At 68.2% G+C, this 20,186-nt stretch carries 22 protein-coding genes and 4 pseudogenes; 9 read left to right on the forward strand and 17 right to left on the reverse strand.

The features are described 5' to 3' along the window. Positions 1–214: 214 nt before the first annotated feature. Positions 215–412: a DUF397 domain-containing protein gene (locus AB0915_RS18715; RefSeq protein WP_366692130.1), complete on the forward strand. Its 198-nt coding sequence runs from the start codon at positions 215–217 to the stop codon at positions 410–412. A 205-nt stretch (positions 413–617) separates the two neighbouring features. Here AB0915_RS18715 and AB0915_RS18720 read toward each other — a convergent pair whose 3' ends face one another. Continuing rightward, the gene (locus tag AB0915_RS18720) at positions 618–1,553 is read right to left on the reverse strand and encodes a phosphotransferase (protein ID WP_366692131.1); all 936 of its coding nucleotides are present in this window, start codon (positions 1,551–1,553) and stop codon (positions 618–620) included. Positions 1,554–1,557: 4 nt separating this feature from the next. Beyond that, a complete protein-coding gene (locus AB0915_RS18725; protein ID WP_366692132.1) occupies positions 1,558–4,215 on the reverse strand; it encodes an ATP/GTP-binding protein in 2,658 nt (885 codons plus the stop codon). Between the two features lie 611 nt (positions 4,216–4,826). Between AB0915_RS18725 and AB0915_RS18730 the strand changes: the two are divergent. Further along, a pseudogene (locus tag AB0915_RS18730) lies at positions 4,827–5,072 on the forward strand (Scr1 family TA system antitoxin-like transcriptional regulator); the annotation flags it as partial. Next, complete coding sequence (locus AB0915_RS18735; protein WP_366692133.1) at positions 5,069–5,257, forward strand: DUF397 domain-containing protein; 189 nt, start codon at positions 5,069–5,071, stop codon at positions 5,255–5,257. The pseudogene AB0915_RS18730 and the gene AB0915_RS18735, both read left to right, overlap by 4 nt. A 147-nt stretch (positions 5,258–5,404) precedes the next feature. Here AB0915_RS18735 and AB0915_RS18740 read toward each other — a convergent pair whose 3' ends face one another. Then, positions 5,405–6,232 (reverse strand): NAD(P)H-binding protein, encoded by an 828-nt coding sequence (locus AB0915_RS18740; RefSeq protein ID WP_366692134.1) that lies wholly within the window; start codon positions 6,230–6,232, stop codon positions 5,405–5,407. A gap of 70 nt (positions 6,233–6,302) precedes the next feature. On the opposite strand from AB0915_RS18740, the gene AB0915_RS18745 reads away from it, so the two are divergent. Together AB0915_RS18745 and AB0915_RS18750 are read left to right on the forward strand one after the other, a co-directional pair. After that, positions 6,303–6,731, forward strand: coding sequence for a helix-turn-helix domain-containing protein (locus AB0915_RS18745; protein ID WP_366692135.1), 429 nt, complete (start codon positions 6,303–6,305; stop codon positions 6,729–6,731). A gap of 465 nt (positions 6,732–7,196) precedes the next feature. Beyond that, a complete protein-coding gene (locus AB0915_RS18750; RefSeq protein WP_366692136.1) occupies positions 7,197–7,364 on the forward strand; it encodes a hypothetical protein in 168 nt (55 codons plus the stop codon). An 82-nt stretch (positions 7,365–7,446) separates the two neighbouring features. Here AB0915_RS18750 and AB0915_RS18755 read toward each other — a convergent pair whose 3' ends face one another. The 7 genes and pseudogenes from AB0915_RS18755 to AB0915_RS18785 form a co-directional block, all read right to left on the reverse strand. Further along, positions 7,447–7,641 carry a hypothetical protein gene (locus tag AB0915_RS18755; protein ID WP_366692137.1) on the reverse strand — a complete coding sequence of 65 codons (195 nt, stop codon included), beginning with the start codon at positions 7,639–7,641 and terminating at the stop codon, positions 7,447–7,449. 165 nt (positions 7,642–7,806) lie between these two features. Continuing rightward, positions 7,807–7,923, reverse strand: a pseudogene (locus AB0915_RS18760) (transcriptional regulator); the annotation flags it as partial. 151 nt (positions 7,924–8,074) lie between these two features. Then, positions 8,075–9,055, reverse strand: coding sequence for a hypothetical protein (locus AB0915_RS18765; RefSeq protein ID WP_366692138.1), 981 nt, complete (start codon positions 9,053–9,055; stop codon positions 8,075–8,077). A gap of 339 nt (positions 9,056–9,394) precedes the next feature. Further along, complete coding sequence (locus tag AB0915_RS18770) at positions 9,395–9,562, reverse strand: hypothetical protein (RefSeq protein ID WP_366692185.1); 168 nt, start codon at positions 9,560–9,562, stop codon at positions 9,395–9,397. A gap of 145 nt (positions 9,563–9,707) precedes the next feature. Further along, positions 9,708–10,241 carry a hypothetical protein gene (locus AB0915_RS18775; protein ID WP_366692139.1) on the reverse strand — a complete coding sequence of 178 codons (534 nt, stop codon included), beginning with the start codon at positions 10,239–10,241 and terminating at the stop codon, positions 9,708–9,710. A 607-nt stretch (positions 10,242–10,848) separates the two neighbouring features. After that, positions 10,849–11,232: a VOC family protein gene (locus AB0915_RS18780; protein WP_366692140.1), complete on the reverse strand. Its 384-nt coding sequence runs from the start codon at positions 11,230–11,232 to the stop codon at positions 10,849–10,851. Positions 11,233–11,294: 62 nt separating this feature from the next. Further along, positions 11,295–11,816, reverse strand: a complete 522-nt coding sequence (locus tag AB0915_RS18785) for a hypothetical protein (protein WP_366692141.1) — start codon at positions 11,814–11,816, stop codon at positions 11,295–11,297. 222 nt (positions 11,817–12,038) lie between these two features. Between AB0915_RS18785 and AB0915_RS18790 the strand changes: the two genes are divergently transcribed. Continuing rightward, positions 12,039–12,386 carry a VOC family protein gene (locus AB0915_RS18790; RefSeq protein WP_366692142.1) on the forward strand — a complete coding sequence of 116 codons (348 nt, stop codon included), beginning with the start codon at positions 12,039–12,041 and terminating at the stop codon, positions 12,384–12,386. A 32-nt stretch (positions 12,387–12,418) separates the two neighbouring features. Here the strand turns inward: AB0915_RS18790 and AB0915_RS18795 are convergent, their stop codons facing one another. The 3 genes from AB0915_RS18795 to AB0915_RS18805 form a co-directional block, all read right to left on the reverse strand. Further along, positions 12,419–12,745: a hypothetical protein gene (locus AB0915_RS18795; RefSeq protein WP_366692143.1), complete on the reverse strand. Its 327-nt coding sequence runs from the start codon at positions 12,743–12,745 to the stop codon at positions 12,419–12,421. A gap of 286 nt (positions 12,746–13,031) precedes the next feature. Further along, the gene (locus tag AB0915_RS18800) at positions 13,032–13,796 is read right to left on the reverse strand and encodes an SDR family NAD(P)-dependent oxidoreductase (protein WP_366692144.1); all 765 of its coding nucleotides are present in this window, start codon (positions 13,794–13,796) and stop codon (positions 13,032–13,034) included. A gap of 30 nt (positions 13,797–13,826) precedes the next feature. After that, the gene (locus AB0915_RS18805; protein ID WP_366692145.1) at positions 13,827–14,546 is read right to left on the reverse strand and encodes a DUF4386 domain-containing protein; all 720 of its coding nucleotides are present in this window, start codon (positions 14,544–14,546) and stop codon (positions 13,827–13,829) included. Positions 14,547–14,623: 77 nt separating this feature from the next. Here AB0915_RS18805 and AB0915_RS18810 point away from each other — a divergent pair, with 77 nt between their 5' ends. Then, positions 14,624–15,133 carry a MarR family transcriptional regulator gene (locus tag AB0915_RS18810; RefSeq protein WP_366692146.1) on the forward strand — a complete coding sequence of 170 codons (510 nt, stop codon included), beginning with the start codon at positions 14,624–14,626 and terminating at the stop codon, positions 15,131–15,133. A 61-nt stretch (positions 15,134–15,194) separates the two neighbouring features. Here the strand turns inward: AB0915_RS18810 and AB0915_RS18815 are convergent. The 3 genes and pseudogenes from AB0915_RS18815 to AB0915_RS18825 all read right to left on the reverse strand — a co-directional run. Next, positions 15,195–15,296: pseudogene (locus AB0915_RS18815) on the reverse strand (IS630 family transposase); the annotation flags it as partial. Beyond that, positions 15,297–15,425 (reverse strand): annotated as a pseudogene (locus AB0915_RS18820) (MerR family transcriptional regulator); the annotation flags it as partial. A gap of 215 nt (positions 15,426–15,640) precedes the next feature. Further along, the gene (locus tag AB0915_RS18825) at positions 15,641–17,020 is read right to left on the reverse strand and encodes a YhgE/Pip family protein (protein WP_366692147.1); all 1,380 of its coding nucleotides are present in this window, start codon (positions 17,018–17,020) and stop codon (positions 15,641–15,643) included. A gap of 268 nt (positions 17,021–17,288) precedes the next feature. Here AB0915_RS18825 and AB0915_RS18830 point away from each other — a divergent pair, with 268 nt between their 5' ends. Next, positions 17,289–17,948: a MerR family transcriptional regulator gene (locus AB0915_RS18830; protein ID WP_366692148.1), complete on the forward strand. Its 660-nt coding sequence runs from the start codon at positions 17,289–17,291 to the stop codon at positions 17,946–17,948. A 292-nt stretch (positions 17,949–18,240) separates the two neighbouring features. On the opposite strand, the gene AB0915_RS18835 is transcribed toward AB0915_RS18830, so the two are convergent. After that, positions 18,241–18,801 carry a YrhB domain-containing protein gene (locus tag AB0915_RS18835; RefSeq protein WP_366692149.1) on the reverse strand — a complete coding sequence of 187 codons (561 nt, stop codon included), beginning with the start codon at positions 18,799–18,801 and terminating at the stop codon, positions 18,241–18,243. Between the two features lie 277 nt (positions 18,802–19,078). Between AB0915_RS18835 and AB0915_RS18840 the strand changes: the two genes are divergently transcribed. Further along, positions 19,079–19,999, forward strand: a complete 921-nt coding sequence (locus AB0915_RS18840) for a hypothetical protein (protein WP_366692150.1) — start codon at positions 19,079–19,081, stop codon at positions 19,997–19,999. The last annotated feature ends 187 nt before the right edge of the window (positions 20,000–20,186 follow it).

Genomic DNA, 20,186 nt, shown 5'->3' on the forward strand with positions numbered 1-20,186 from the left:
GTGTAGACGTCGCAATCCACACCGAACCCGGAAGGCCCTCACCCGTTCAAGATGCCTCAGCCGAGACCTGCATCACCCGTCCACAACCTCCCGGGACAGAACACCTAGGGCTTCTCTGTGGTCAGGTGACTTCGTGGCTGCCCGTCAGGCTCACAGCAGAAGCCCGGAACCTGACAGGCGCGGCTTCCGACAACACGGCGGAGGAGCACTCACGATGAACCTGCCCCCCACCGCCTTGCAGTGGCGGAAGAGCAGCTACAGCAACGGCGCCGGCGGCGAATGCATCGAGATCGCCAACCTGCACACCACCGTAGGCATACGCGACTCGAAGCGGCCGAACGGTCGCTACATCGCCGTACAGCGAGACGCGTGGGCCGGGTTCATCGCGTCGGTTCGTCTGCAACGGCTCTGATCCGATCGGTAAGAGCGAAGGCCTCCACCACCGCGGCGGGTCATGCCATCCAGAGTGAGCCGTGCCGGTGTTGCGGCGGGGGGCGCATCCACGGTGTCCGCGGCTTCGGGTGCGAGCTCGCCGGAGGCTGCGTTCACCAGTCGGCGAATGGTCGTTGTCTGCCTACGGAACCGTTGCCGGGCCCGCCCACCCTGCCCTGCTCCCGTCAGTCAAGCACCCGAGAAGCGCCCTCCACCGACTCCACGAACCGGATCATCTCCAGGTGATACGTGGCCTTGCTCGGATCCGGGAAGCGCACGTGGTGCCGGTAGTAGCGGTGGAAGGCAATGATGAGCGCCGCATGGATGATCTCCCCGGGGAGCGCGGCCACGTCCTCCTCCGACAGCGGAGCGATCTGCTCGTAGCCGGAGACCAGGGCGTTCACGCGCTCCGATGACAGAGCGCCGTCTTCCTGGGCCAGGCCCACTGCCGCCATGCCCAGGTCGAGCAGCGGGTCGTCGAGAGAAATGGTCTCCCAGTCGAGGACGGTGAGGCTGCCGTCGGTCCGCACGATGATGTTGTCGTCGAAAAGGTCTCCGTGCGTAACCGTGCGCGGGCGGCTGCTCGCTGCTTCGGCCCGGTGGATGCGGCTGAGCTGATCGGTGAGCCAGACGGCGAATTCCCTGTCCGGGAGGTCCGGGATGAGGGCCTTGTGGTCGGCCGAGAGACGACGGGTACCGACCGGGATGTCGGTGAGGCCCGGTGACTGCGGTGAGAGCGCGTGCAGTTGAGCGAGGATGCGGCCCGCTTCGGGCAGGAGCGTCACTGGCAGGGGCTGCTCCACTGTTCCGTCGGCCCACGCCTTGAGGATCACCGGTCGGCCGTCGAGGTGGGTGACGAGAGAGCCGTCGGTGGCCGGTACGACCGCGCTGGTCGGGACACCCAGGAGGAACAGGGCCTGGGTGTGGGCCGCCAGGCTCTCGGCGCTCGCCGTGTCGTGGTTATCGAGGATGGTGAGGACGAATTCACCAGTGGCGCTGGACAGGCGAAAACTGGAGTTGGCCGCGCCGCCTGCCAGAGGGGCGAGCCGCGGATCGTCGAGGCCGTAGCCGTCGGCCACGGCCGGCAGGTCGATCTGTTCAAGCGTGGTGTACTTCGCCACCGGCTCATTCTCCTCTGATCGCGGCAGCCTCCCGGCGCCGGTCTTCGACGATCGCGACCCAGCGTGCCTGTACGGAGGCCTGTCCGTCCAGCCACCGCGCTCGGGGTAGGTCGGTCGGCAGCTCCTCGTCGGCCATCAGGTACGAGAGTTCTGCCAGGTAGGCGAATTCCTCCCCGCGTACGCACGTGCGCAGCCGCCCCCTCGCTTCCTCCAGCTCGGCGTGGCTTCCGAGCACCAGGAAATGCAGGCAGACCGCGAGGCGGATGTAGGCGATGGAGGACGTGAGTCCCGCCTCGCGGGCGCGGGTGACCGTGTCCTCGGCGCGCTGCGGAAGGTCCGCGGCAACACCGGCATCCCGTACGAGCGTGGCGATGGCGGTCTGAATGTCCGCCCAGCGGATCGACACCCCGCCGAGCATGTCCCCGGCGCGGGTGATCTGTTCCGCGGCGCGGGGGCGGTCCTGGAAGGCCGCCGCGAATGCCAGGCAGGCCTGGGAAAGCGCCGCCTCGCCCGGCTGGTCGAGGCCGAGTGCCTCGTCCCTGGCCGCGGCGTAGGCAGAGCACGCCGGTCCGATGTTGCCCTGCGTCCACCAGAGGTCGCCGCGGGCCCGGTCGGCCCGGCCCTCCGGCCCGAGGGCGTCGACGGCGATACGTACGCGTTCGAACCGGCCAACCCGGCGGGCCAGGTGCACCAGGCCGCGTGCCGCTGTGGGGGCGAGACGGCCTCCGGCCTCGGCGACCTGGCGCATCCCGTCCAGTGATTCGTCGAAGTGCCCCAAGTCGCGTTCGCATTCCGCGAGGAAGTAACGCGGCAGTTCGCGCAGTGCCTCGGGGAGTTGGCCCGAAGCCAGGACCGTACGCAGTCGGTTCGCTGTGCGCCCACGGTGCTCGCGCTGCCGTTGGGCGATCGCCGAGAGCGTCACGGCCAGCGCTTCGGCGGGCGTGCTGATCGTGTCCCCGCCGCCCTCGTCCAAGGCCGGGATTTCGATGGGTTCCCAGATGAAGTCGTCGACGTACCGGAACGCGGCGTCGGCCATCCAGCCCAGGTCCAGCCGGTAGTCGCGGGCCAGGCGCAGGCCCTGACGCAGTGCGGCCACGAGGCGGGTGCGGTCGTCGCTGGTTGCCTCGCGCCCGAGTGCGACGAAGGTGCGGCGGCCCGCGCGCTGCCAGTCCGCCTCGCTCCATCGGTCCTCGCTCGTGTGGTCGGCTTCCCGCACCACGTCCCGCACAAGGTTGTGCAGCCGGTACCGCCAGGGTGCACCGGGATCAGTGTCGACGAACGGCCGCTCGACCAGGTCGAGGGCGGGGGCGTCGTGGTCAAGGCCTGCCGCGGCGGTGGCCAGTTCCACCGAGAAGGAATCCAGCAGGCTGACGGCACGCAGTACTCGGCGTACCTCCGGGGTGAGGTCGCGGAACGTACGCGCGACGAGGGCGGGGAAGTCGAGGTTGAACTCGCCGGGTCCCGGGACGTGGTCGTGGCGCCGGTAGAGGTCGAGAAACCGCATGACCGCCAGGTCCAGGTAGAGCGGCAGGCCATGGGAGTTCGCGGTGATCACGTGTCGGGTGCGGTCGTCCATCAGCGGTCGCCCGGCGATGGTCAGCCGCTCGCACAGGTAGATCTCGCAATCCTCAGCCGAGAGGTAGCCGACCGTGTGCTGACGCGGTTCCTCGCTCGCACCGCCGACCAGCAGTGGCCAGCACTCCGGGCCCGCCCAGTCGAGCTGGCCTTCGAGCTTGGGGTCGTCCCACTGGAGCCGGTTGCGGCCGGTGATGACGAACAGGACGTTCGGCATGAGCCACACCACGCGCTGGATCAGCCGCTCCAGATCGCGGTGTACGCGGTCACCGACGTCCTCGAAGGTGTCCAGCAGAACAACGAGGGTCGCCTGCTTCTTGCCCGGTACCCGGCTGAGGTCCCAGGCCAGCAGATGCGAGTAGTAGCTCAGTGCCTCAAGGTCGGGGTCGGCCTCCAGCAAGTCGGCCAGCCGGTGGCACTCCGCGAGGGCACGTACCTGCTGGCGGTGTTCGCGCAGTGCCCGCACGACCACACCGACGCTCTGCCCGATCAATGCGCCCGCGGTTCCCGGCAGGGCCACCGCCTGCGCGACGTCCGACAGCGCCGACTGCATCTGGCCCGACAGCGACCGTGTCCCGGGGAACCTGCTGAACCAGGTGCGCCGCCGCAGATACTCCTCGACCGGCTCGCCGGGGTGGTTGCGCTCCCAGTACCGCTGGAAGGCGAGGTCGAAGGCCGGCATGGGTTCCCCGAGCTCCGATGCCGCCAACCGCAACGCCAGCATCAGCGTCTCGAAGTCAGCGCCCGATTCGCTGGACAGGTCGATGCGTACGGGTACGACCCGTCCGACCTCGGCGTCCAGCGGCGGCCAGTCGCCGCCGCGTACCGAGCTGTCCACCAGGTGCTCGGCGACGCCGCGCGAGAAGGTGGACTTTCCGATGCCGCCGACCCCGTAGAAGACGAGAGCGTTACGCCGAGCGGTCTCCAGATCCTCCACGTCGAACGCGGGTCGCTGCACCCACCGGGTGTGCCGTACGAGAGAGGCCGCCACCGTGGCCCATTCGTCACGCCGGTCCGCAAAGAAGTCGACCGCCTTGAGCTCACGATCGTTGGACCGGAACAGCGCACGAAGATCGGACCTGGCCACGTAGCACCCCCATGTAGACAAGCTCAGCTCAACCAGATCAGCAGGAATGTTGACCGTCAGTCAAGGACTGCCGCCTGAGGGTGACCCACGTGCCGGGTACCGTAGCCACACCGGCCGCAGTGGGCACGAGAACTTCCGGCGGGTCCGTACATCGTTTGCCGTGGTCGTTCGGCGACCCCTGATGGTCGCAGTCCCCGCCGCGGGCGAGGTCAGCCCTCGCCCGGCTGAGCCGCCGACGTCCCGTTGATCTTCGCGAACCGTTCCCGCCACGGGATTCGCTCGGGATCCGGTGCGGGGGCTCCGTAGTAGGTCGCGTACGCGGTGGACCGGCAGCACGCCCCCCGGCCGCCCCTCGGCGGCCACGCCGTGGGGCGGCCGGGGCGTCGGAGGCCGCCGCAGCCGCGCCACGGCGGCGGCCAGTCTGGGTCCTCATCGAGGGCCAGGCCGTCGCCGTCGTGGGGACGGGGCTGTGACGGCAGCCCTGACACTGGGTACCTACCGGGTCCGAGACGTTCAGGAAGCAGCGCGCATGGCCGTGCTGGCCGGGACGCCTTGGATCGATACCGCGCCGAACTACAGCGACGGCCAGGCCCTCCACGACCTCGGCTCGGGTGCAAGTACTGCCGTACGACGCCGGGGCGTACCCCACGACCGGGCCGTTCACCGTGCTCGGCTTCCCCGAGCAGGAGGACCCTGATGTGGTGTACAGGGAGGGTCTCACCGACTCGATCTATCTGGAACTCCCAGCAGATGTCAGTGTCTACACCCGAGCTTTCGATCATCTCAGGGCCCTCGCTCTGAGCCCGCAGAGATCAGCTGCGCTGATCCGTTCCGCCGTGGAGGAACACTCACGATGAAACTGCCTCTCACAGTCCCGCAGTGGCGGAAGAGCAGCTACAGCAACGGCGCCGGCGGCGAATGCATCGAGATCGCCAACCTGCACGCCACCGTAGGCATACGCGACTCGAAGGGGCCGCAGGGACCCCACATCGCCGTGCAGCACAGCGCGAGGGACGGGTTCGTCGCTTCGGTCCGTCGGTAAGAGATCTGAGCCGTTCGGCAACAGCGGCGGGCCATGTCACCCATGCCGCGTCCCCGGACCGGGCGACTTCGCACCGCCCCTCAAACCGGTTTGGGCCTGTTCTGACTTCGGATCACTCACTGAGCTGATCCGGCTCCTCGAACCGGTCTACAACACTGGGGTTGTTGCTGAGACCGTAGTTGCGTACACCTCCAGCGCGGAGTGCGGCTGTCGTCCGAGCAGTTTGAGCAGCATGTTGTGCCCGATGCCCGTGCCGTCCATGAAACCGGCTGCGATCGCCGAGTACGTCCCCAGCAGCATCGGCACCTGGAAGGGCAGGGCATTCCCGGCCGCGATGAGCGCTTCTCGGGTCTGGGTCAGGGAGCCGGGTTCGTACGAGCCGCCGACCGCGGCCGCCAGTTCGGCCCCGCCCAAGGGCTCCTCGCCGACAAGCTCGTACGTACGGCCCGCGTGCTGCTGCGGCGCGGTTACCACGCGAGCCGCCACCTCCGCGAGATCATCGCGGGCAACGGCGGCCAGGCGTCCCTCGCCCAGCGGTGCGGCGATCGTTCCGTCGGGGCCCGGGGCGGCGATGGCGGCGAGAAACTCGGCGTACAGGCCATTTCGCAGGATGGTCCACTCCAAGGCACTTTGCTGGATCCTGCGCTCGGTCCAGCGATGAGCGAGTGCATACGCCAGGTGGTCACCGTCGCCGCTCAGGCTGGTGTAGACGACGTGCCGTACACCTGCCTTCTCGGCCGCTGAAATGGCCGCGTCATGACGGGCGATGACGACGTCGTCCTCGCCGTACCCGGCGGAAATCAACAGCAACGTGTCCACGCGCGTGAAGTCGAGCGATGCCGGGTCGTCGAAGTCGACGCGGCGCTGGGTCGCTGAGCGGGGTAGACGGGTGCCGAGGACGACGTCGTCGCGTGCCGCCAGCTTTTTGGTGACGAGCTGTCCGAGTGCGCCGGCGGCGCCGGTGATCAGAATCATGGGAAGTCCCTCCTGAGCTGTGTGGTTCCATCCTCAGCAGAGGAGCTCGCCCGCATAAGGAGGCACTTTCATGTCAGCAGGGCACATCACAGTAACCACCCCGGTGGTTGCCGATCCTGTGATCACCTGCGAGACGCCGCAGGACGAGTGCGGCGTCCGGGACGTGCTGGACCGGCTGGGCGACAAGTGGTCCGTCTACGTTGTGGTCGAACTCGCTTCCGGCATCCGCCGTTTCAAGGAACTCCAGCGCGCCATTCCAGGCAACATCTCGCAGCGCATGCTCACGCTCACCGTCCGACGTCTGGAACGCGATGGCCTGGTGAAGCGCACTGTGTATCCCACCATTCCGCCCCAGGTCGAGTACGAGTTGACGGAGATGGGCCACAGTCTCACCTACATCATCAAGACCCTCGCCGACTGGTCGATCGCACATCGCCCGGCCATCGCCGCTTCCCGCGAGGGCTGGGACGCGGCCTATCCGGACTCAGACGTTCGCTGATCCTCGATCCACCGGCCTGATGTCTGGACCCTGGAGCTGGAGCGCGGCGACAAGGGGCCGACCCTGTAAGCGATCCTGACAACCGCAACTCTTAGTACCTGGAGAAGGAGCGGTCGGCCGCTGGCAGCGGGACGGGACGTGGGCCAGGATCGTCACCCAGCTCCAGGTCGAGGCCGACGCGAAGGGCCTGATCACCTGGAACGTGAACGTCGACTCCACGGTCTGCCGGGCTCACCAGCACGCCGCGGGGGCGGCGAAAAAAGGGGGACCTGCAGAAGGAACCGCCCGGCGAGATCGCCGGCGAGCCGGCCGACCACGGACTTGGACGGTCCTGGGCTGCCTGACCAGCAAGATTCCTCTCGCGGTCGAGCAGGGTCAGAAGCCGTTGTCGGTGGTGATCACGGCCGGGCAGCGGGGATTCCCCTCAGTTCGGGCCGGTCCTGGAAGCAATCCGGGTGCCCAGGCGTGGCCGGGGACGGCCCGGTCCCGGCGGATCGCGTCTGCAACCGGCAGAAGCTCAGTTCCCGCCGCGGGCAGCCGCCGAAGTTCGACAAGACCGACTACAAGCAGCGGCACGCGGTCGAGTGCGGGATCAACCGCCTCAAGCGGCACCGCGCTGTCGCCACGCGATAGGACACTCGCCGTCCACTACGAAGCGACAGTGCTGGTCGCGGCAGTCAACGAGTGGCTGTGGCGAGTGCGGCCGTCAGCTGACTCACGGCTCGTACAAGGGGAGGAAGTGGATGACCGCTTCCTCGTACGGGTGGACATCACGTACCGCCTGCTGGACAGCGCGTGCCTGTTCCACATCACAGACCGATTCGATCCTGCATTCCTCGCCATGCTGCACGACGCCCACCTCGCCGTTATACGGCTGCGAGCCGGGCAACGGCTGCCAGTTGCCGGTCACCCTCCAAACGCTGGAACACCGCGCATACTCGCCGACCCGCCCAGCCCCCGCTGCGTGTAGAGCATCGACCACTACATCTACATGACTCTCCGGGACAGATATCTCAACCTTCAAACGTGCCATGAGTGGACCCTAGCAACCCACCCGACCAGCACATTCGCAACAGGCCCTTGCGGGAGGGACCTTCACTGTGGCGTGGAGGGGGACGATTCCGAGGGCGACGGTATCCATGCCGATGGCGCCGGCCAGGCGGTCCAGTTGCGCGGCCAGTACCGACGGCGGGCGGCGGCGTCAGGTCGCGGACGCAGCGTGGATCCACGGCACCCCGCCAGCCACACTGACGGTCGCCGACTGCAATGTTGAGCTGTGGCGACACCACGGGGAACACACGTGACGGCCGCCCTGATGGTCGCAGCCCACGCCGCGGGCGAGGTCAGCCCTCGCCCGGCTGAGCCGCCGACGTCCCGTTGATCTTCGCGAATCGCTCCCGCCATGGGATTCGCTCGGAATCCGGTGCGGGGGTGCCATAGAAGGTGGCGTACGCGGCGGATTGGCGGCACGGGGCGCATTCCGTCTCGTCTCCCAAGGGGCGGAAGACGTGTTCCTCACCGGGTGAGGAGCAGACAACCATGGCAGCGGCCGACGGGAGCTGAGGCAGCGGGGGCGGGCATGGGGCCTCAGGGAGCTTCTGGACGAGGCGGTAGCGCAGGAAGCCGACCGCCGAGCGTACGCCGCCTTCCGGACGTTCGGCGAGCAGGGCCTGTCGCAGGTCGGACTCGCTCAGCCCGCGCTCCAGCCACTTGACCGCCTCCACGGCGAGTGCGCGGGCCTCGCGCATTCCCAGGTGCAGTTCGCGACGGGTGTGGCGCAGCGAGAGCAGAACCCGTTCCGCGCGGGCCAGTTGGAGGGAGTCAGTCGGCCCCGCCGTGGGTTCGGGATCCGGGTCCGGCGGTGGTCCGGCTTCGGAGGGTGGGTGGGGAGTGGTCTTATCACTGTGGTCTTCTACCGGTTCATAGCCACCGACCCTCCGGGCGGTCGGCTCGCCGACCGTCGGAGACTGCGTACTCGGTGGCAGGGTGGTGGGTGGGGCCCCTCGTAGGTGTTCTGCCTGCTCACTCGTCAGAGGGTTGTTCGCAACCAGTTGTTCGGTGATCCAGCGGCCTCGATCGCCCTGGCTTCGCCACTCGTGTACGTACCCGTGCGCGACGAGCTGTTCCTTCGCCTTCTGGTACGCGCGGCCCTTGATGCCCAGCTTCTGGGCGAGTTCGCTCAGGGGCTTGCAGGGGGTCTCTTCCGGAAGGCCCTGGACGTACAGGAGCAGGATCTTCGCGTCACTGCTCAGACGCGGATGGCGCACGACATCGTGCGATGCCTTCGTGAAGCGCCGAGACGGCGCGATAACATGACGCAGCATTTCCGGTGGTCTCGATCCACTGGTGATGAAGGCCCTCGGTCGGTGTTAGAGCACCGCCGGGGGCCGCTCTATGTGCGCGTGAACACACAGAGCGTGATGGTTTCGTCACCGTACCGCACTGCCGCCATCTCCCACCACGTGAACGGGACTTCACGCCGCACTCTCGGTGCCGGTCAGGCGTACCAGACCGAGCTGTGCCGGTGGTTCGCCGGCGGCACGTCAACCGTGCCCGCGGCTTCGAGCGCGAGTTCGCCGGTGGGGGTGTTCACCGTGTTCACCAGGCGCGCCGGATGATTGCCACCTGCGTGCGGAGGCGTTGTCGGGGAATGAGTCGGCGCGTCACTGCTCATCGAGGGATGCCTGCCGGGCAAGGAACTCCACGAACGCCGCCTTCCGCTTCGGACCCATGAAGCCCTGGCGGACATCGCGGGCTTTCCCTTGGAGCCAGTGCGCCTCGTCGGGGTTCAGTAGCTCGGCGACCACCACGCCTTTGCGAACAACCGCCAAAGGGACGAAGGTGTCATCCGGCCATCGCGGCAGTGTCGCCGGATCGCGTCGACGGTGTACGGCTCACTGGACTGGGAGTTGATGGGTCCGCAAGCCGTGCAGAGAGTCACCAAAGCGCGACCACCCGCGTCAACAACCCTGCGGGTCAACGCGCCTGGGCGGTCCGGCGACGTCGGTGGTAGGCGTACGTCAGAGCCAGCACGATCGGTCCCCACAGCATCACCGGACTGATGCACACCCGCGCCAGGGCCATCCACCACCCGTTGCTGAAGGCGACCTCATGGAAGCCCAGGACTCCGAACCAGGCGAGCGGCATGGGGTTCCACAGCGCGACCAGGCCCAGGCCGCCCAAGGTCGCCGGGATGATCGCGGCGAGCGGCGCGACCCGTCGGCCACCGATCAGGGGGATCCAGTCCGGGACCTTCTCGCCCCACCCGCTGACCAGGCCGGTGCAGAGCAGGGCCAGTGCCTCGGTGAGCAGGCTGAGTCCGATGACGTAAGCCGGGGCCCACCAGGGGGCGGGCCCCGCATCCTGGACGGTCCCCATCGTGAAGCCGAAGGCGAAGGGCAGGCGCCATAGGCAGTGCGGCAGCACGACGAACGGCAGGGACTTGGCGAGGCGGAGCGCCCAGGCCTGGACCGGACGCTCTGTGGCGCCCAGGGCAAGGTTGATTGACATGACTCCACCGTCGTTCAACCCCGACGACAGGGCGTCGGCCACGGGGACGATCACGCTCCCCCGTCAGGTCACCGGTTGATCCTGCCGGCGGCTGACGGCCGATGGTCACTGAGCCGCCACGGCAACCAGCGATCAGGCGATCCGCGACGGCCCGGGCGCCGTCGAAGGTGTCTCGACTGCGACGCCGGGGGCACTGCTGCCGCAAGGTCGGGCGTCTCGGCACTGCCCGGACTCACAGGAACTGCCTGAAGCCAGAGACCGATCAGGCGGTCATCCCTCGTACGCTTGGGTCGGATCGGCCTGCAGTTGGCCATGTTCGAAGCCAACCGTTCGGAGAGCCGGGCAGCAGTTCAACACGTCTTGAACAAAGCCACGCCGCAACCGCAAGAAGCTCGGCTCCCACAGCGGCCGTCCGCCGAAATTCGACAAGACCGACGACCGTCGGCGTCACGCGGTCGAGTGCGGCATCAACCGCCTCAAGAGGCACCGGGCCGTGGCCACGAGGACAAACTCGCGGTCCGCTACGAGGCGACCGTTCGCACCGCGGCCATCAACGAGTGGTTGTGACCAACTGTCATACGAAACCGGGCAGGATGGCGCGTGAGCTTCAGGAATTCATCGCTGCTCGGTCGGACTCGCTGCGAAGAACGCAGAATTCGTTGCCTTCGGGGTCGGCAAGGACTGCCCAGCCAGAGCCATCGGGATTCCGGTGATCGGTGACAAAGGTGGCACCGATCCCCAGCAGCCGTTCCACCTCCTGCTCACGCGAGGTCTCAGGGCGCACACACAGATGGATCCGGTTCTTGATCTTCTTGGACTCGGGCACCTGGTTGAAGTAGAGCACTGGGCCCTCCGCCAGCAGCACCTGAGTCTCCCGATCACCCGGTTTGTCCTCCGGGTGCAGTGGATGGCCAGTCACCCTGCTCCAGAACCGGGCCAGCTCGTAGGCATCTGCACAGTCAATCGCCACGTTCTGCAATACCGAAACCATGCGCGCCAGCCTTCCTGACTTCCACCCCAGACGCCATCGAGTTGCGCTCCGCGACCGGCGGGTCACGTCCGGCGTCGGCGGCGCCAGTAATGCACGGTGACTGCCAGCAGCAGCGGCCCCCAGAGGATGATGGGCGCGTAGCAGAGGTTCAGGACCACGACGGAGATGCCGTGGGGAGCGTCGGGGTCCGGATTGACGAACATGTTGTGGATCAGACCCACGGAGTACACCATGACCAGGCCAGCTCCAACCAGGGCGGGGATCACTGCGGCCGGGACCGGCACCGAGCGGCCGCGCAGGCCCGGCACCCAGCGCGGCCAGACCTCGCCCCAGGACTGCACCAGGCCGAGCGTCAGGAAGGCGAAGACCTCCGAGAACACCGTCAGGCCCACGATGTAGAGCGACCCCCAGCCGGGCACGTGGAGCGTCCTCCTGGCCTCCGGCCCGAAGCCCATCATCCAGCCCCAGGCCATCGGGAGCCGCCATAGGCTGGACGGCAGCGGCGTCAGGACCGCCAGGCGCGCTGCGTTGCGCGCCCAGCGCGGGACATCGGGCAGGGTCTGCAGGGCGGAGAACATTGGCATGGCGACGATCATGGCCGCAGTGCCGGCCTCGCCGCGTCGGCCTCCGGTCGGAAATGGATCACGCCCCAGCAGGAGCTGTCCGTCCGCCTCTGGTCGCACGCGCCCGCCCGGCGACCCGGACCCGATCACCCAGGGCGTGTATCGAAAGTGGGTGCGGCGACGGTTGCGCCGTAGTACTCCTGGAGGGTCTCGATGGCATGTCTGTTTTCATCTGGAGTTTCGATGGCCGTTCGCCGTGTCGTGCCCCATGTCCAGTCGGAGGCTGTGCAAGAGAGCCGGGAGTTCTATGGCCTGCTGGGCTTCGAGGAGGTCATGAACCACGGCTGGATCATGACGCTTGCCTCCCCGTCCGCTCCGACGGCGCAGGTCAGTTTCATGGCCGGCGACAAAACCGCGCCGGTCACCCCCGACATGAGTGTCGAGGTGGACGATGTGGACGCGGCCTATGTGGTCATGCGGGACAGCGGTGCGGAGATTGTTCACCCCCTGCAGGACGAGGAATGGGGCGTGCGGCGATTCTTCGTCCGCGACCCCAATGGCCGGGTGGTCAACGTGCTGGGTCACCGCTGAAAATTCTCCCGCGCGACCGGAGAAAACGCTGGTCACAGCCACTCGTTGATGGCCCGGCAGACGGTCGAGTCGATGTTGAGGTCCCAGGTGATGAGTTCCCTGGCGTCGGCCTGAGCCTGCAACTGCTCGAAGATGCGCTGCCAGGTGCCGGCCCGCTGCCAGCGGCGGAACAGGATCTCGTCGACGACGAGAACGCTGCGGTCGGCGCCGAGGTGTTCAGGGGCGTAGGCACGCAGGTCGTCGCGGACAGCATCGGCGTCCCAGCGTGCGTAGCGCAGCAGACGCTGCATCGGCCCAGGCCGCGTATGGCCCGCCTGCTCGGCCGGCTGCCAGCAGTTCTTCCGCTCGATGCCCGACAACAGCCCGAGCAGGTAAACGCGGGCCGCGGCCCCGGGGCCCAACTCGCCTGACCCCCCCCCGTGATCCGGGCCATGACCTGGTCGAACATCGCCAGCCGGCGGGCAGGGTCTACGCATGGCCTGCGGCCACCGCACGATCTTCAGGAGCCCACACAACCCCCGATGATCACGCGGTGGCCGTACCCGTTCCCAGCCGGGTCCACGACAAGAGCGCAAAGTCAGACTGGGTTATCAAGGCGGGCTGCCGCGTGCGCTGTTGGCGCGGTGGGCACCCCGGTGGTCCTCTTCAGTCGGTGACGCGGCCGCCGGCGACGTCGATGGTGAGTCCGGTGAGCCAGGAGGCGGCCTCGGAAGCGAGGAACAAGGCGGTGTGGGCGACGTCGTCAGGGGTTCCCATGCGGCCCAGCGGGTGCATGGCGGCGACTTTGGCCTGCACGGCGGCGGGCATGCGGGCCTGTGTCGTCTCGGTGAGGATGGCCGAGGGCGCGATGCAGTTGACGCGGATCCCGCGCGGTGCGACCTCGGTGGCCAGGTGGCGGGTGAGCATCACCACCCCGGCGTTGGCGACGCCGTAGGCGAGATTGGCCTGGCTGGGTTGGCGGCCGGCGGCCGAGGACATGGTGATGATCGAGCCGCTGCCGCGTTCGAGCATGCCCGGCAGGAATGCCTGGATGGTGAGGAACACCGACGTGAGGTCGGAGTCGATGACCTCGCGCCAGCGTTGTTCGGTCAGTTCCACGGACGGGACGGGGAAACCCTGTCCTCCGGCGAAGGCGGCGAGGACGTCGACCGGGCCGAGCCGGGACTCGGCTTGTCGGCGCGCGTCGCCCACTGCGGCGGGGTCAGTGACGTCGGCGACCACGCTGATCGCCGTGCCGCCCTCGCCGGTGATGTCGGCGACGACAGCGGCCAGGGCTTGTGGGTCCCGTCCGACGACGCAGACTTTGGCGCCCTGGGCCGCGAAGGCTCGTGCGGTTCGGGCGCCGATGCCGCGCGATCCGCCTGTGACGAGGACGACCTTGCCGTTCAGGTCGGGGAAGTTACCGGACATCCGTAGTGGCTCCTTGGCTGGTGAGGATTGTCAGGACGAGGCGAGGCCGGGCGCTTGCCCGTCTGGCGTGCGGCGGCGGGTGCGTGGCAGGAGCACTGCGACGAACAGCAGCCATACGGTGCCGCCGAAGCGGACGACCGGCAGGAGGTAGGCGAAGCCGGAGGCCAGCAGGGTCAGCGTGGAGAGCATCCCGGCGGCGGCGAGCAGCAGTCCGGTCCAGGTCACCGAACGCGGCAGCAGGCCGGCCAACAGGCCCGTCACCGATACCCCGGCGATGAACAGGGCGTACATCCCCGCGTAGGCGGGGCCGCCGGACAGGAACGACAGGTCCGCGAGCGCGCGGGCGAGGGAGGCGGGGGCGTCTGCCGGCAGTCGGCCGCCGCTCCAGGCGAACATCGCGCTTGCGGTCAGCGCGCAGCTGGCCAGTACTCCCCCGACCAGGGTGATCGCCGAGCCGGGGGCGGTGATGCCCAGGGCCCGCAGCCGCCGGTAGAGCACCGCGGCGCACAGTGCCAGCGGCACTGCGGAGGCGAACAGCAGGAAGGAGCCCAGCGCGATCGCGGTGTCGTGGCTGCGGGCGTAGTGCAGGACCGCAAGGCCGGAGGCGTCGGGGTGGGGAGTGGAGCGGTTCACGACCACGTAGGCGACGGTCAGCGCGGCGAACGCCAGGACGGGGGCCAGCAGCGGAGGCCCGGACTGCGGGCGGCGCGCGCTCGCCACGGGACGTTGAGGGGCGGGGGCAACGGTCACGGCTTCTCCCGGATCATCGATTTACCCAAGATAATGATTACAACTCAGAACGATTGTCAAGCATGTACGATGCCGTCATGAACAGCAGCCACGAGGACGGGAGCCCCGCGCTCCGCGGCGGCGCCGCTTTCCTGCTGGCACAGCTGGGAGCCCACGCGGCTCAACTGTTCGCCGAGAGGATCGCCGCCCTCGACCTGACTCCCGCACAGGCAGGGCTCCTACGCCTGCTCGCCCAGACCCCCGGGCGAAGCCAGCGCGAACTCGCCGACGACCTCGGCATGCCGCCGAGCCGCTTCGTGGCTTTCGCCGATGCCCTGGAGGAGCGAGGCCTGATCGAGCGCCGCAGGAACTCCACCGACCGGCGCCTGTACGCACTGCACCTCAGCGAACGCGGGCTCGAGATGCTGGCCCGGCTGCGCGAGGCGGGGGCAGCGCACGAGCAACACCTGTGCCAGGCACTGTCCCCCGACGAGCACCAGCAGCTGACCGGACTGCTCAGACGCCTGGCCGAACAGCAGGGACTCACCCCAGGCGTGCACCCCGGCTACCGGTCGCTGCGCACCGATCGCCCCGCCCGCGACCGGTGAGCGGCAGACACAGGCGTCCCCGAGGGAGCAGGCGCCTCACCGGCTCCCGCCGGCAGTTCACGTAGTCGCGCCAGGAGAAGCTCTTGCGTCCGCCGCGTCGGCCGTCGTCTCTGCACGGCCGGTGGATCAGCCGGGACCGGTAGCCGGGTTTGTAGCAGGTCAGCGGGACGAGTACCGGCTCCGCGCGGCCCCCGATCGCCTGGGTCGGATCGGCCGGCGAAGGCCGATCGGCAAGAAGGTCAGCGAATTCAGGCAAGTAGTCGCGGGTGAGCCAGAACCGGTCACGCCAGCCCGTGGTACTGGCGTCGTACGAACCTGCACGCCTGGTAGAGGCCGGATGCCGAAGGGCTCGGCGGTGGAGGCCGTCATACGACGTCCACCGTCGAGCCCTGTCATGTGCGCCGCTTCCCCGTCCCCACGGGGCGGCACCCTCAGGAGCCGCCTCCGCTCGGGACGGACCCCGCTTGTGGGGCGGCCTCCGGATGAACCCCGGAGGCCGCGTGCCGGTCAAACGGTTGGGGCAGGCTGGGGCTCCAGCACCTTGATCGGGGATCGGTGCAGACCCTTGCGGTCGTAGAAGCGGGTCATGCCGAAGCCGAACAGCAGCGCCACCACGAAGCCCACGCCGATCATGGTCCAGCCACGGCCGAGCCCGGCGTCGGCCTGTGCCCCGAAGTAGAGGATGGACCTGACACCGTCGACCACCTGGCGGAAGGGCTCGAACTCGGCGAGGAAACGGTAGAAGTCCGGAAGGGCCTCCAACGGGATCGTGGCGCCCGCCGACGGAATGGCGAAGCCGACCAGCACCAGCATGGACACCAGCTGGCCGGGCATCCCGAAGACCGCGAGCAGAGCCAGCGCGGTGATGCCCATCGCGGTGGTGGCGCAGGCCCCGTAGATCCACAGGAGCGCCAGGTGCGAGGCGTCGATGCCGACGACACCCACGGCCGCCACCAGTGCCAGGGCGGACGTCACCAGCGACAGGCCGGCCATGAGCCCGCACCCGACGGCGAAGTGACGCGTACGGCTGATGCGCTCCGCCGGCTTCACACGGCGGAAGGGGCCGTAGTCGCTGGCCGCGTATCCCAGCATGGCGTCCAGCTGGGTGTGGATCACATTGGCGCCCAGCATGCCGCCGAGGACGAGCACCAGGGTGTAGAAGAAGGCACTCAGCCCGAGTCCGCTGTGGGTGCCGATCTCATGGCCCTCCTGGACCGTCACCGTGATCGGGTCGGCGATCAGCAGCCGCTCGGCCGTGCTCGGCTGCTCGGCCTTCGCCGCATGGGCCGCCTTCGGCTTCGCGTGTCCGCTCTGCTTGGCCTTCGCCGCCTGGGCTGCCTGCAGCTTCGCCTGCCGGCTCAGCTGCTTGCCCAGCTCGGTGGAGGTGGCGTGAGCCACCTCCCGGTTGATCTCGGAGGCCATGGAGGAGCCGAAGCTTCCCGAGGCGGGGTTGGTCAGCACCTGCAGGGTGGGGCGCTTCGGTTCCTGCTGCTGGGGAACGGCCAGCGCAGTCACGGATGCCGAGAAGTTCTCGGGGATCACCAGGGCGCCGTACGCCTTGTCCTTCCCCAGCAGCTCCTCGGCCTCGCTCCGGCTGACCTGCTTCCAGGCGACCTTGCCCTTCAGGTCCGGGGATTGGGCGATCTTCGAGGCGATCTGATCACCCAGGTTGATCTGCTTCCCGCCCGCGTTCACGCCGTTGTCGGCGTTCACCAGCGCGATCGGCAGATCGTGCGTGTAGCCGGTCGGGTTGTTGTTCGCCCCCATGTACAGGAGCGAGAGCACGAAGGACAGCAGGCCGAGGATCAGCGCAGACGGGATCCACAGGCTCCGCCGGCGCAGCACCTTTCGTCCGGACGCTCGATGAGCATGCATCGGCTCAGACATGGCGCCTCCCCTCGGAAAGGGGCGCCATAGAGGCACTTTCATGACAAATGACTCTTGTATGACATGAGACCGGCAAGTCTGCTCCAGATGCGATGTCGCGCCGCGGTGCGCGTAAGACGTGCGACAGAAGACGGTCCAACCCCTCGAGCCGGCGAGACCCAGGCTGGAAACCTTCACTATCCAATGACTGGATACTCACACTATCCAGCCCCGGCTGTCGAACTGAGAGGCAGCGATACTGGTCACAGCACGGAAATCGAGGGAGCGTATGAGGATCTCGGAACTCAGCCGACAGTCGGGGGTGCCGGTCGCGAGCATCAAGTACTACCTGCGGGAGGGGCTGATGCCCGCGGGCCGCGCAATGGGGGCCACCCTGGCGGAATACAGCGAGGAGCATGTTCAGCGCCTGCGGCTGATCCGGGCGCTGACCACGCTGGGAGGGTTGTCCATCGCCGCCACCCGTGAGGTGCTCGCCGAGATCGACCAGCCGCGTGATGATCCGCGCGGCATGCTCGGCGTCATCCACTACGCCCTGCGTACCCCTGCCGATGCCACCGGAGCGACCGGCGCCGAGGAGCTGACGGAGCGCGTCGACAGCCTCATGGAGGCCATGGACTGGGACATATCGGAAGCCTCGCCCCACCGCCTCGCGCTGGCCGCGAGCCTGCGCGAGCTCAGCCGCCTCGGAGTGGACTTCGGCGTGGACGACCTCCTCCCGTACGCCAGGCTGGCCGCCGACGTGGCGCGGCTGGACCTCGACCAGCTCGACGGCATCGAGGACCGGATGGCGCTCGCCGAGCGGGCCGCGATTCTCACCCTGCTCCTCGAACCGGTCCTCGCCCTGCTCCGGCGGCTCGCTCAGGAGGGCGAGGCACGTCGCCGCACAGCGGAGGCCGCCGCAGCCCACACCGCGCAGCCCGGAGCCTGAGCCCTCCCGGCGCGGGCCTGCCCATTGCCTCGGCGAGGACGCGTTGCCTCGGCGAGGACGCGACGGTTCTTGGACTCTCACCCGTGCTCCGGCCGGGCCGCCGGCTCCTCGGGAGGGCGTCCCGGTTGTCCCGGGTCAGACGGACGAGTTCGACGTCGGCCCGCTGGGGAGGAGGCGATGGGCTCCACTGACCTCGGGGAGCCCGCCCCGGACACATACACCTGGATGCTGGAGATGGAGCGCGGCGACAAGGGGCCGGCGATCGGAAAGGCCGCTGTCAGGTCAGTGTGCCTCAGCGCTGTTCAGGCTTGCGGACGGTCCGCACTGACAGAATTGGATCGACAGGCGGCACCAGCTCTCTGTGAGCGACTTCGACGAGGTGTGGCGGAGCCTGGCCGTCCTTCAACGCGGTCGCGTATTCGATGGCCTGGGCGTGCGTCAGCACCGGCAGCCTCTTGCGCAAGGTGTGCATGGCATGGATCCGTCCGCGAGCAGCCGCTACCGCCCGGACCTCATCGTGCAGATCGTCCACCTCGGTCCGTACGGTCTGACCTCGTATGCGAACTCGGTAGTCAACCTCCCAGCCCTCAGTGACCGCGGAGACGACACCGATCTCGTGGAGACCGCCGTCGAGGCGATCAACCAAGTACAGCCCGTTCCCTGCGAGCAGGAGGTCCGGATTCCGGGTCCGCAGGTACTCCTCAGACTCCCAGGAGACCACCCAGACCAGCTCGTGCTGCTCTACGTGCGCCACAGCCATGCGCATCGGATTAAGTCCTGCCGACAGCGCACGCTGGTAGTCGCGTTCGAGCTCTTCTTCGACGATCCGAACCGCAGCAGCTCGCTCAATCACCCGTACAGCATCCCTTACGGACTCGTGCAGTGACCAACAGATTTCTCACCCGCCAGAGTCTCTGCTGTGACTGAACGATCCACGAGTTCCCCGGCGTGAGCGAGGCGGGTATCCGTACGATCCGGACGGGGGCGTGGTGATCCGCGCGATACGCGGAACAGGAGAAGCCACTCGGTCCCTCCCGGAGGACCTTGTCCTGGAAGGTAGTTGAGGAATCGGACCTGTCGATCGCGTAACACCGCGTCGAGCACCCGCACGCCTGCCGTACGGTCGCCTCATGGCTGAACTGGTGTTGCGGGGACGTCGGGTCACGGCGCGCTTCAAGCGGGACGCCGTGCTGTTGGAGCGGGCGTGGAGACGATCGCGAATCCGTATTCCGCTCGCCGCCATAGAGACGGTCCGCACGCGAGGACGTGCCGGACAGGACTCGCGAGCAGGTACGACGGGTGGGCCCAAGCCGCGCGTCACTGAGATCGTCCTGACCTCCGCCTCCGCGAGCACCGATCCCGTTGTCTACCCCCTCAGCTCACCGAGCGCCGAGGCCGCCCAGGCTTTCGCCTCGGCCGTCACGGCAGCACTGCCGGTACGCGATGCCACGCAACCGCGCGTGAACGGCGCGGCGTTGGTGACGACAGAGCCCCGGCCTTCCGCCAAGAAACTCAAGGAGCACTGGCTGACAGCGGCCCAGGACTGGGCGCCTCATCTGGCCGTGGGCGCCCTGTTCGTCCTCGGGCTCGCGCTGCCCTCGGCAACCGGGGACTGGGAACTCGTGAAGCTCTGGGCGGTCTTGTTCACACCGTTCCTCACCGGGTGCGCGATCGCCCTGCCCGTGTACCGGACCACGGTGGACTGGTGGCTGCTTCGCCGCCGGGGAATCACGGTCGTGGCCACCTTCAAGGAGAACTGCTACGGGACCGGGACCGACGGCGAGACCACGGTCACCAAGGTCTACACGTTCACCGACGCGTCGGGCACCATGCGGACGTACAGCGGTGGCGGCGGCAGGCTGGTCGCCACCGACCCGGCCCGCATCGAGGTGACGTACGACCCATATGACCAGGATCGGATCGCCGCCCGCAAGGGACCTGCCATCCGGGCCTTTCTGTTTCTCGCATACGTCTTTCTCGGCCTGCCCATCACCGCGCTGACGGTCGCATATCCGCTTGTCTTCTTCGTCGCCGTCCTCATGAGCCTGTGAGGTCCGCCCGCAGCCGGCCTCGCTGTCCTACTGGGCCGGAAAAGCCGCTCGTGCTCGCTGGCCTTTGCGCTGCCCGCGCTGTCGGCGCGGATGAGGATCCTCCCGGCACGGGCCTGCCCATTGCCTCGGCGAGAACGCGTTGCCTCGGCAAGGACGCGGCGGTTCTTGACCTCTCACCCGTACTCCA

The organism is Streptomyces sp. NPDC048411, from assembly GCF_040704695.1.
In the GTDB taxonomy this organism is placed as follows: domain Bacteria; phylum Actinomycetota; class Actinomycetes; order Streptomycetales; family Streptomycetaceae; genus Streptomyces.

Coding starts and splice junctions, on each gene's coding strand:
- AB0915_RS18715 (WP_366692130.1), top strand. CDS start 215: ATGAACCTGCCCCCCACCGCCTTGCAGTGGCGGAAGAGCAGCTACAGC.
- AB0915_RS18735 (WP_366692133.1), top strand. CDS start 5,069: ATGAAACTGCCTCTCACAGTCCCGCAGTGGCGGAAGAGCAGCTACAGC.
- AB0915_RS18740 (WP_366692134.1), bottom strand. CDS start 6,232: ATGATTCTGATCACCGGCGCCGCCGGCGCACTCGGACAGCTCGTCACC.
- AB0915_RS18745 (WP_366692135.1), top strand. CDS start 6,303: ATGTCAGCAGGGCACATCACAGTAACCACCCCGGTGGTTGCCGATCCT.
- AB0915_RS18765 (WP_366692138.1), bottom strand. CDS start 9,055: ATGCTGCGTCATGTTATCGCGCCGTCTCGGCGCTTCACGAAGGCATCG.
- AB0915_RS18775 (WP_366692139.1), bottom strand. CDS start 10,241: ATGTCAATCAACCTTGCCCTGGGCGCCACAGAGCGTCCGGTCCAGGCC.
- AB0915_RS18780 (WP_366692140.1), bottom strand. CDS start 11,232: ATGGTTTCGGTATTGCAGAACGTGGCGATTGACTGTGCAGATGCCTAC.
- AB0915_RS18785 (WP_366692141.1), bottom strand. CDS start 11,816: ATGCCAATGTTCTCCGCCCTGCAGACCCTGCCCGATGTCCCGCGCTGG.
- AB0915_RS18790 (WP_366692142.1), top strand. CDS start 12,039: ATGGCCGTTCGCCGTGTCGTGCCCCATGTCCAGTCGGAGGCTGTGCAA.
- AB0915_RS18800 (WP_366692144.1), bottom strand. CDS start 13,796: ATGTCCGGTAACTTCCCCGACCTGAACGGCAAGGTCGTCCTCGTCACA.
- AB0915_RS18810 (WP_366692146.1), top strand. CDS start 14,624: ATGAACAGCAGCCACGAGGACGGGAGCCCCGCGCTCCGCGGCGGCGCC.
- AB0915_RS18825 (WP_366692147.1), bottom strand. CDS start 17,020: ATGTCTGAGCCGATGCATGCTCATCGAGCGTCCGGACGAAAGGTGCTG.
- AB0915_RS18830 (WP_366692148.1), top strand. CDS start 17,289: ATGAGGATCTCGGAACTCAGCCGACAGTCGGGGGTGCCGGTCGCGAGC.
- AB0915_RS18840 (WP_366692150.1), top strand. CDS start 19,079: ATGGCTGAACTGGTGTTGCGGGGACGTCGGGTCACGGCGCGCTTCAAG.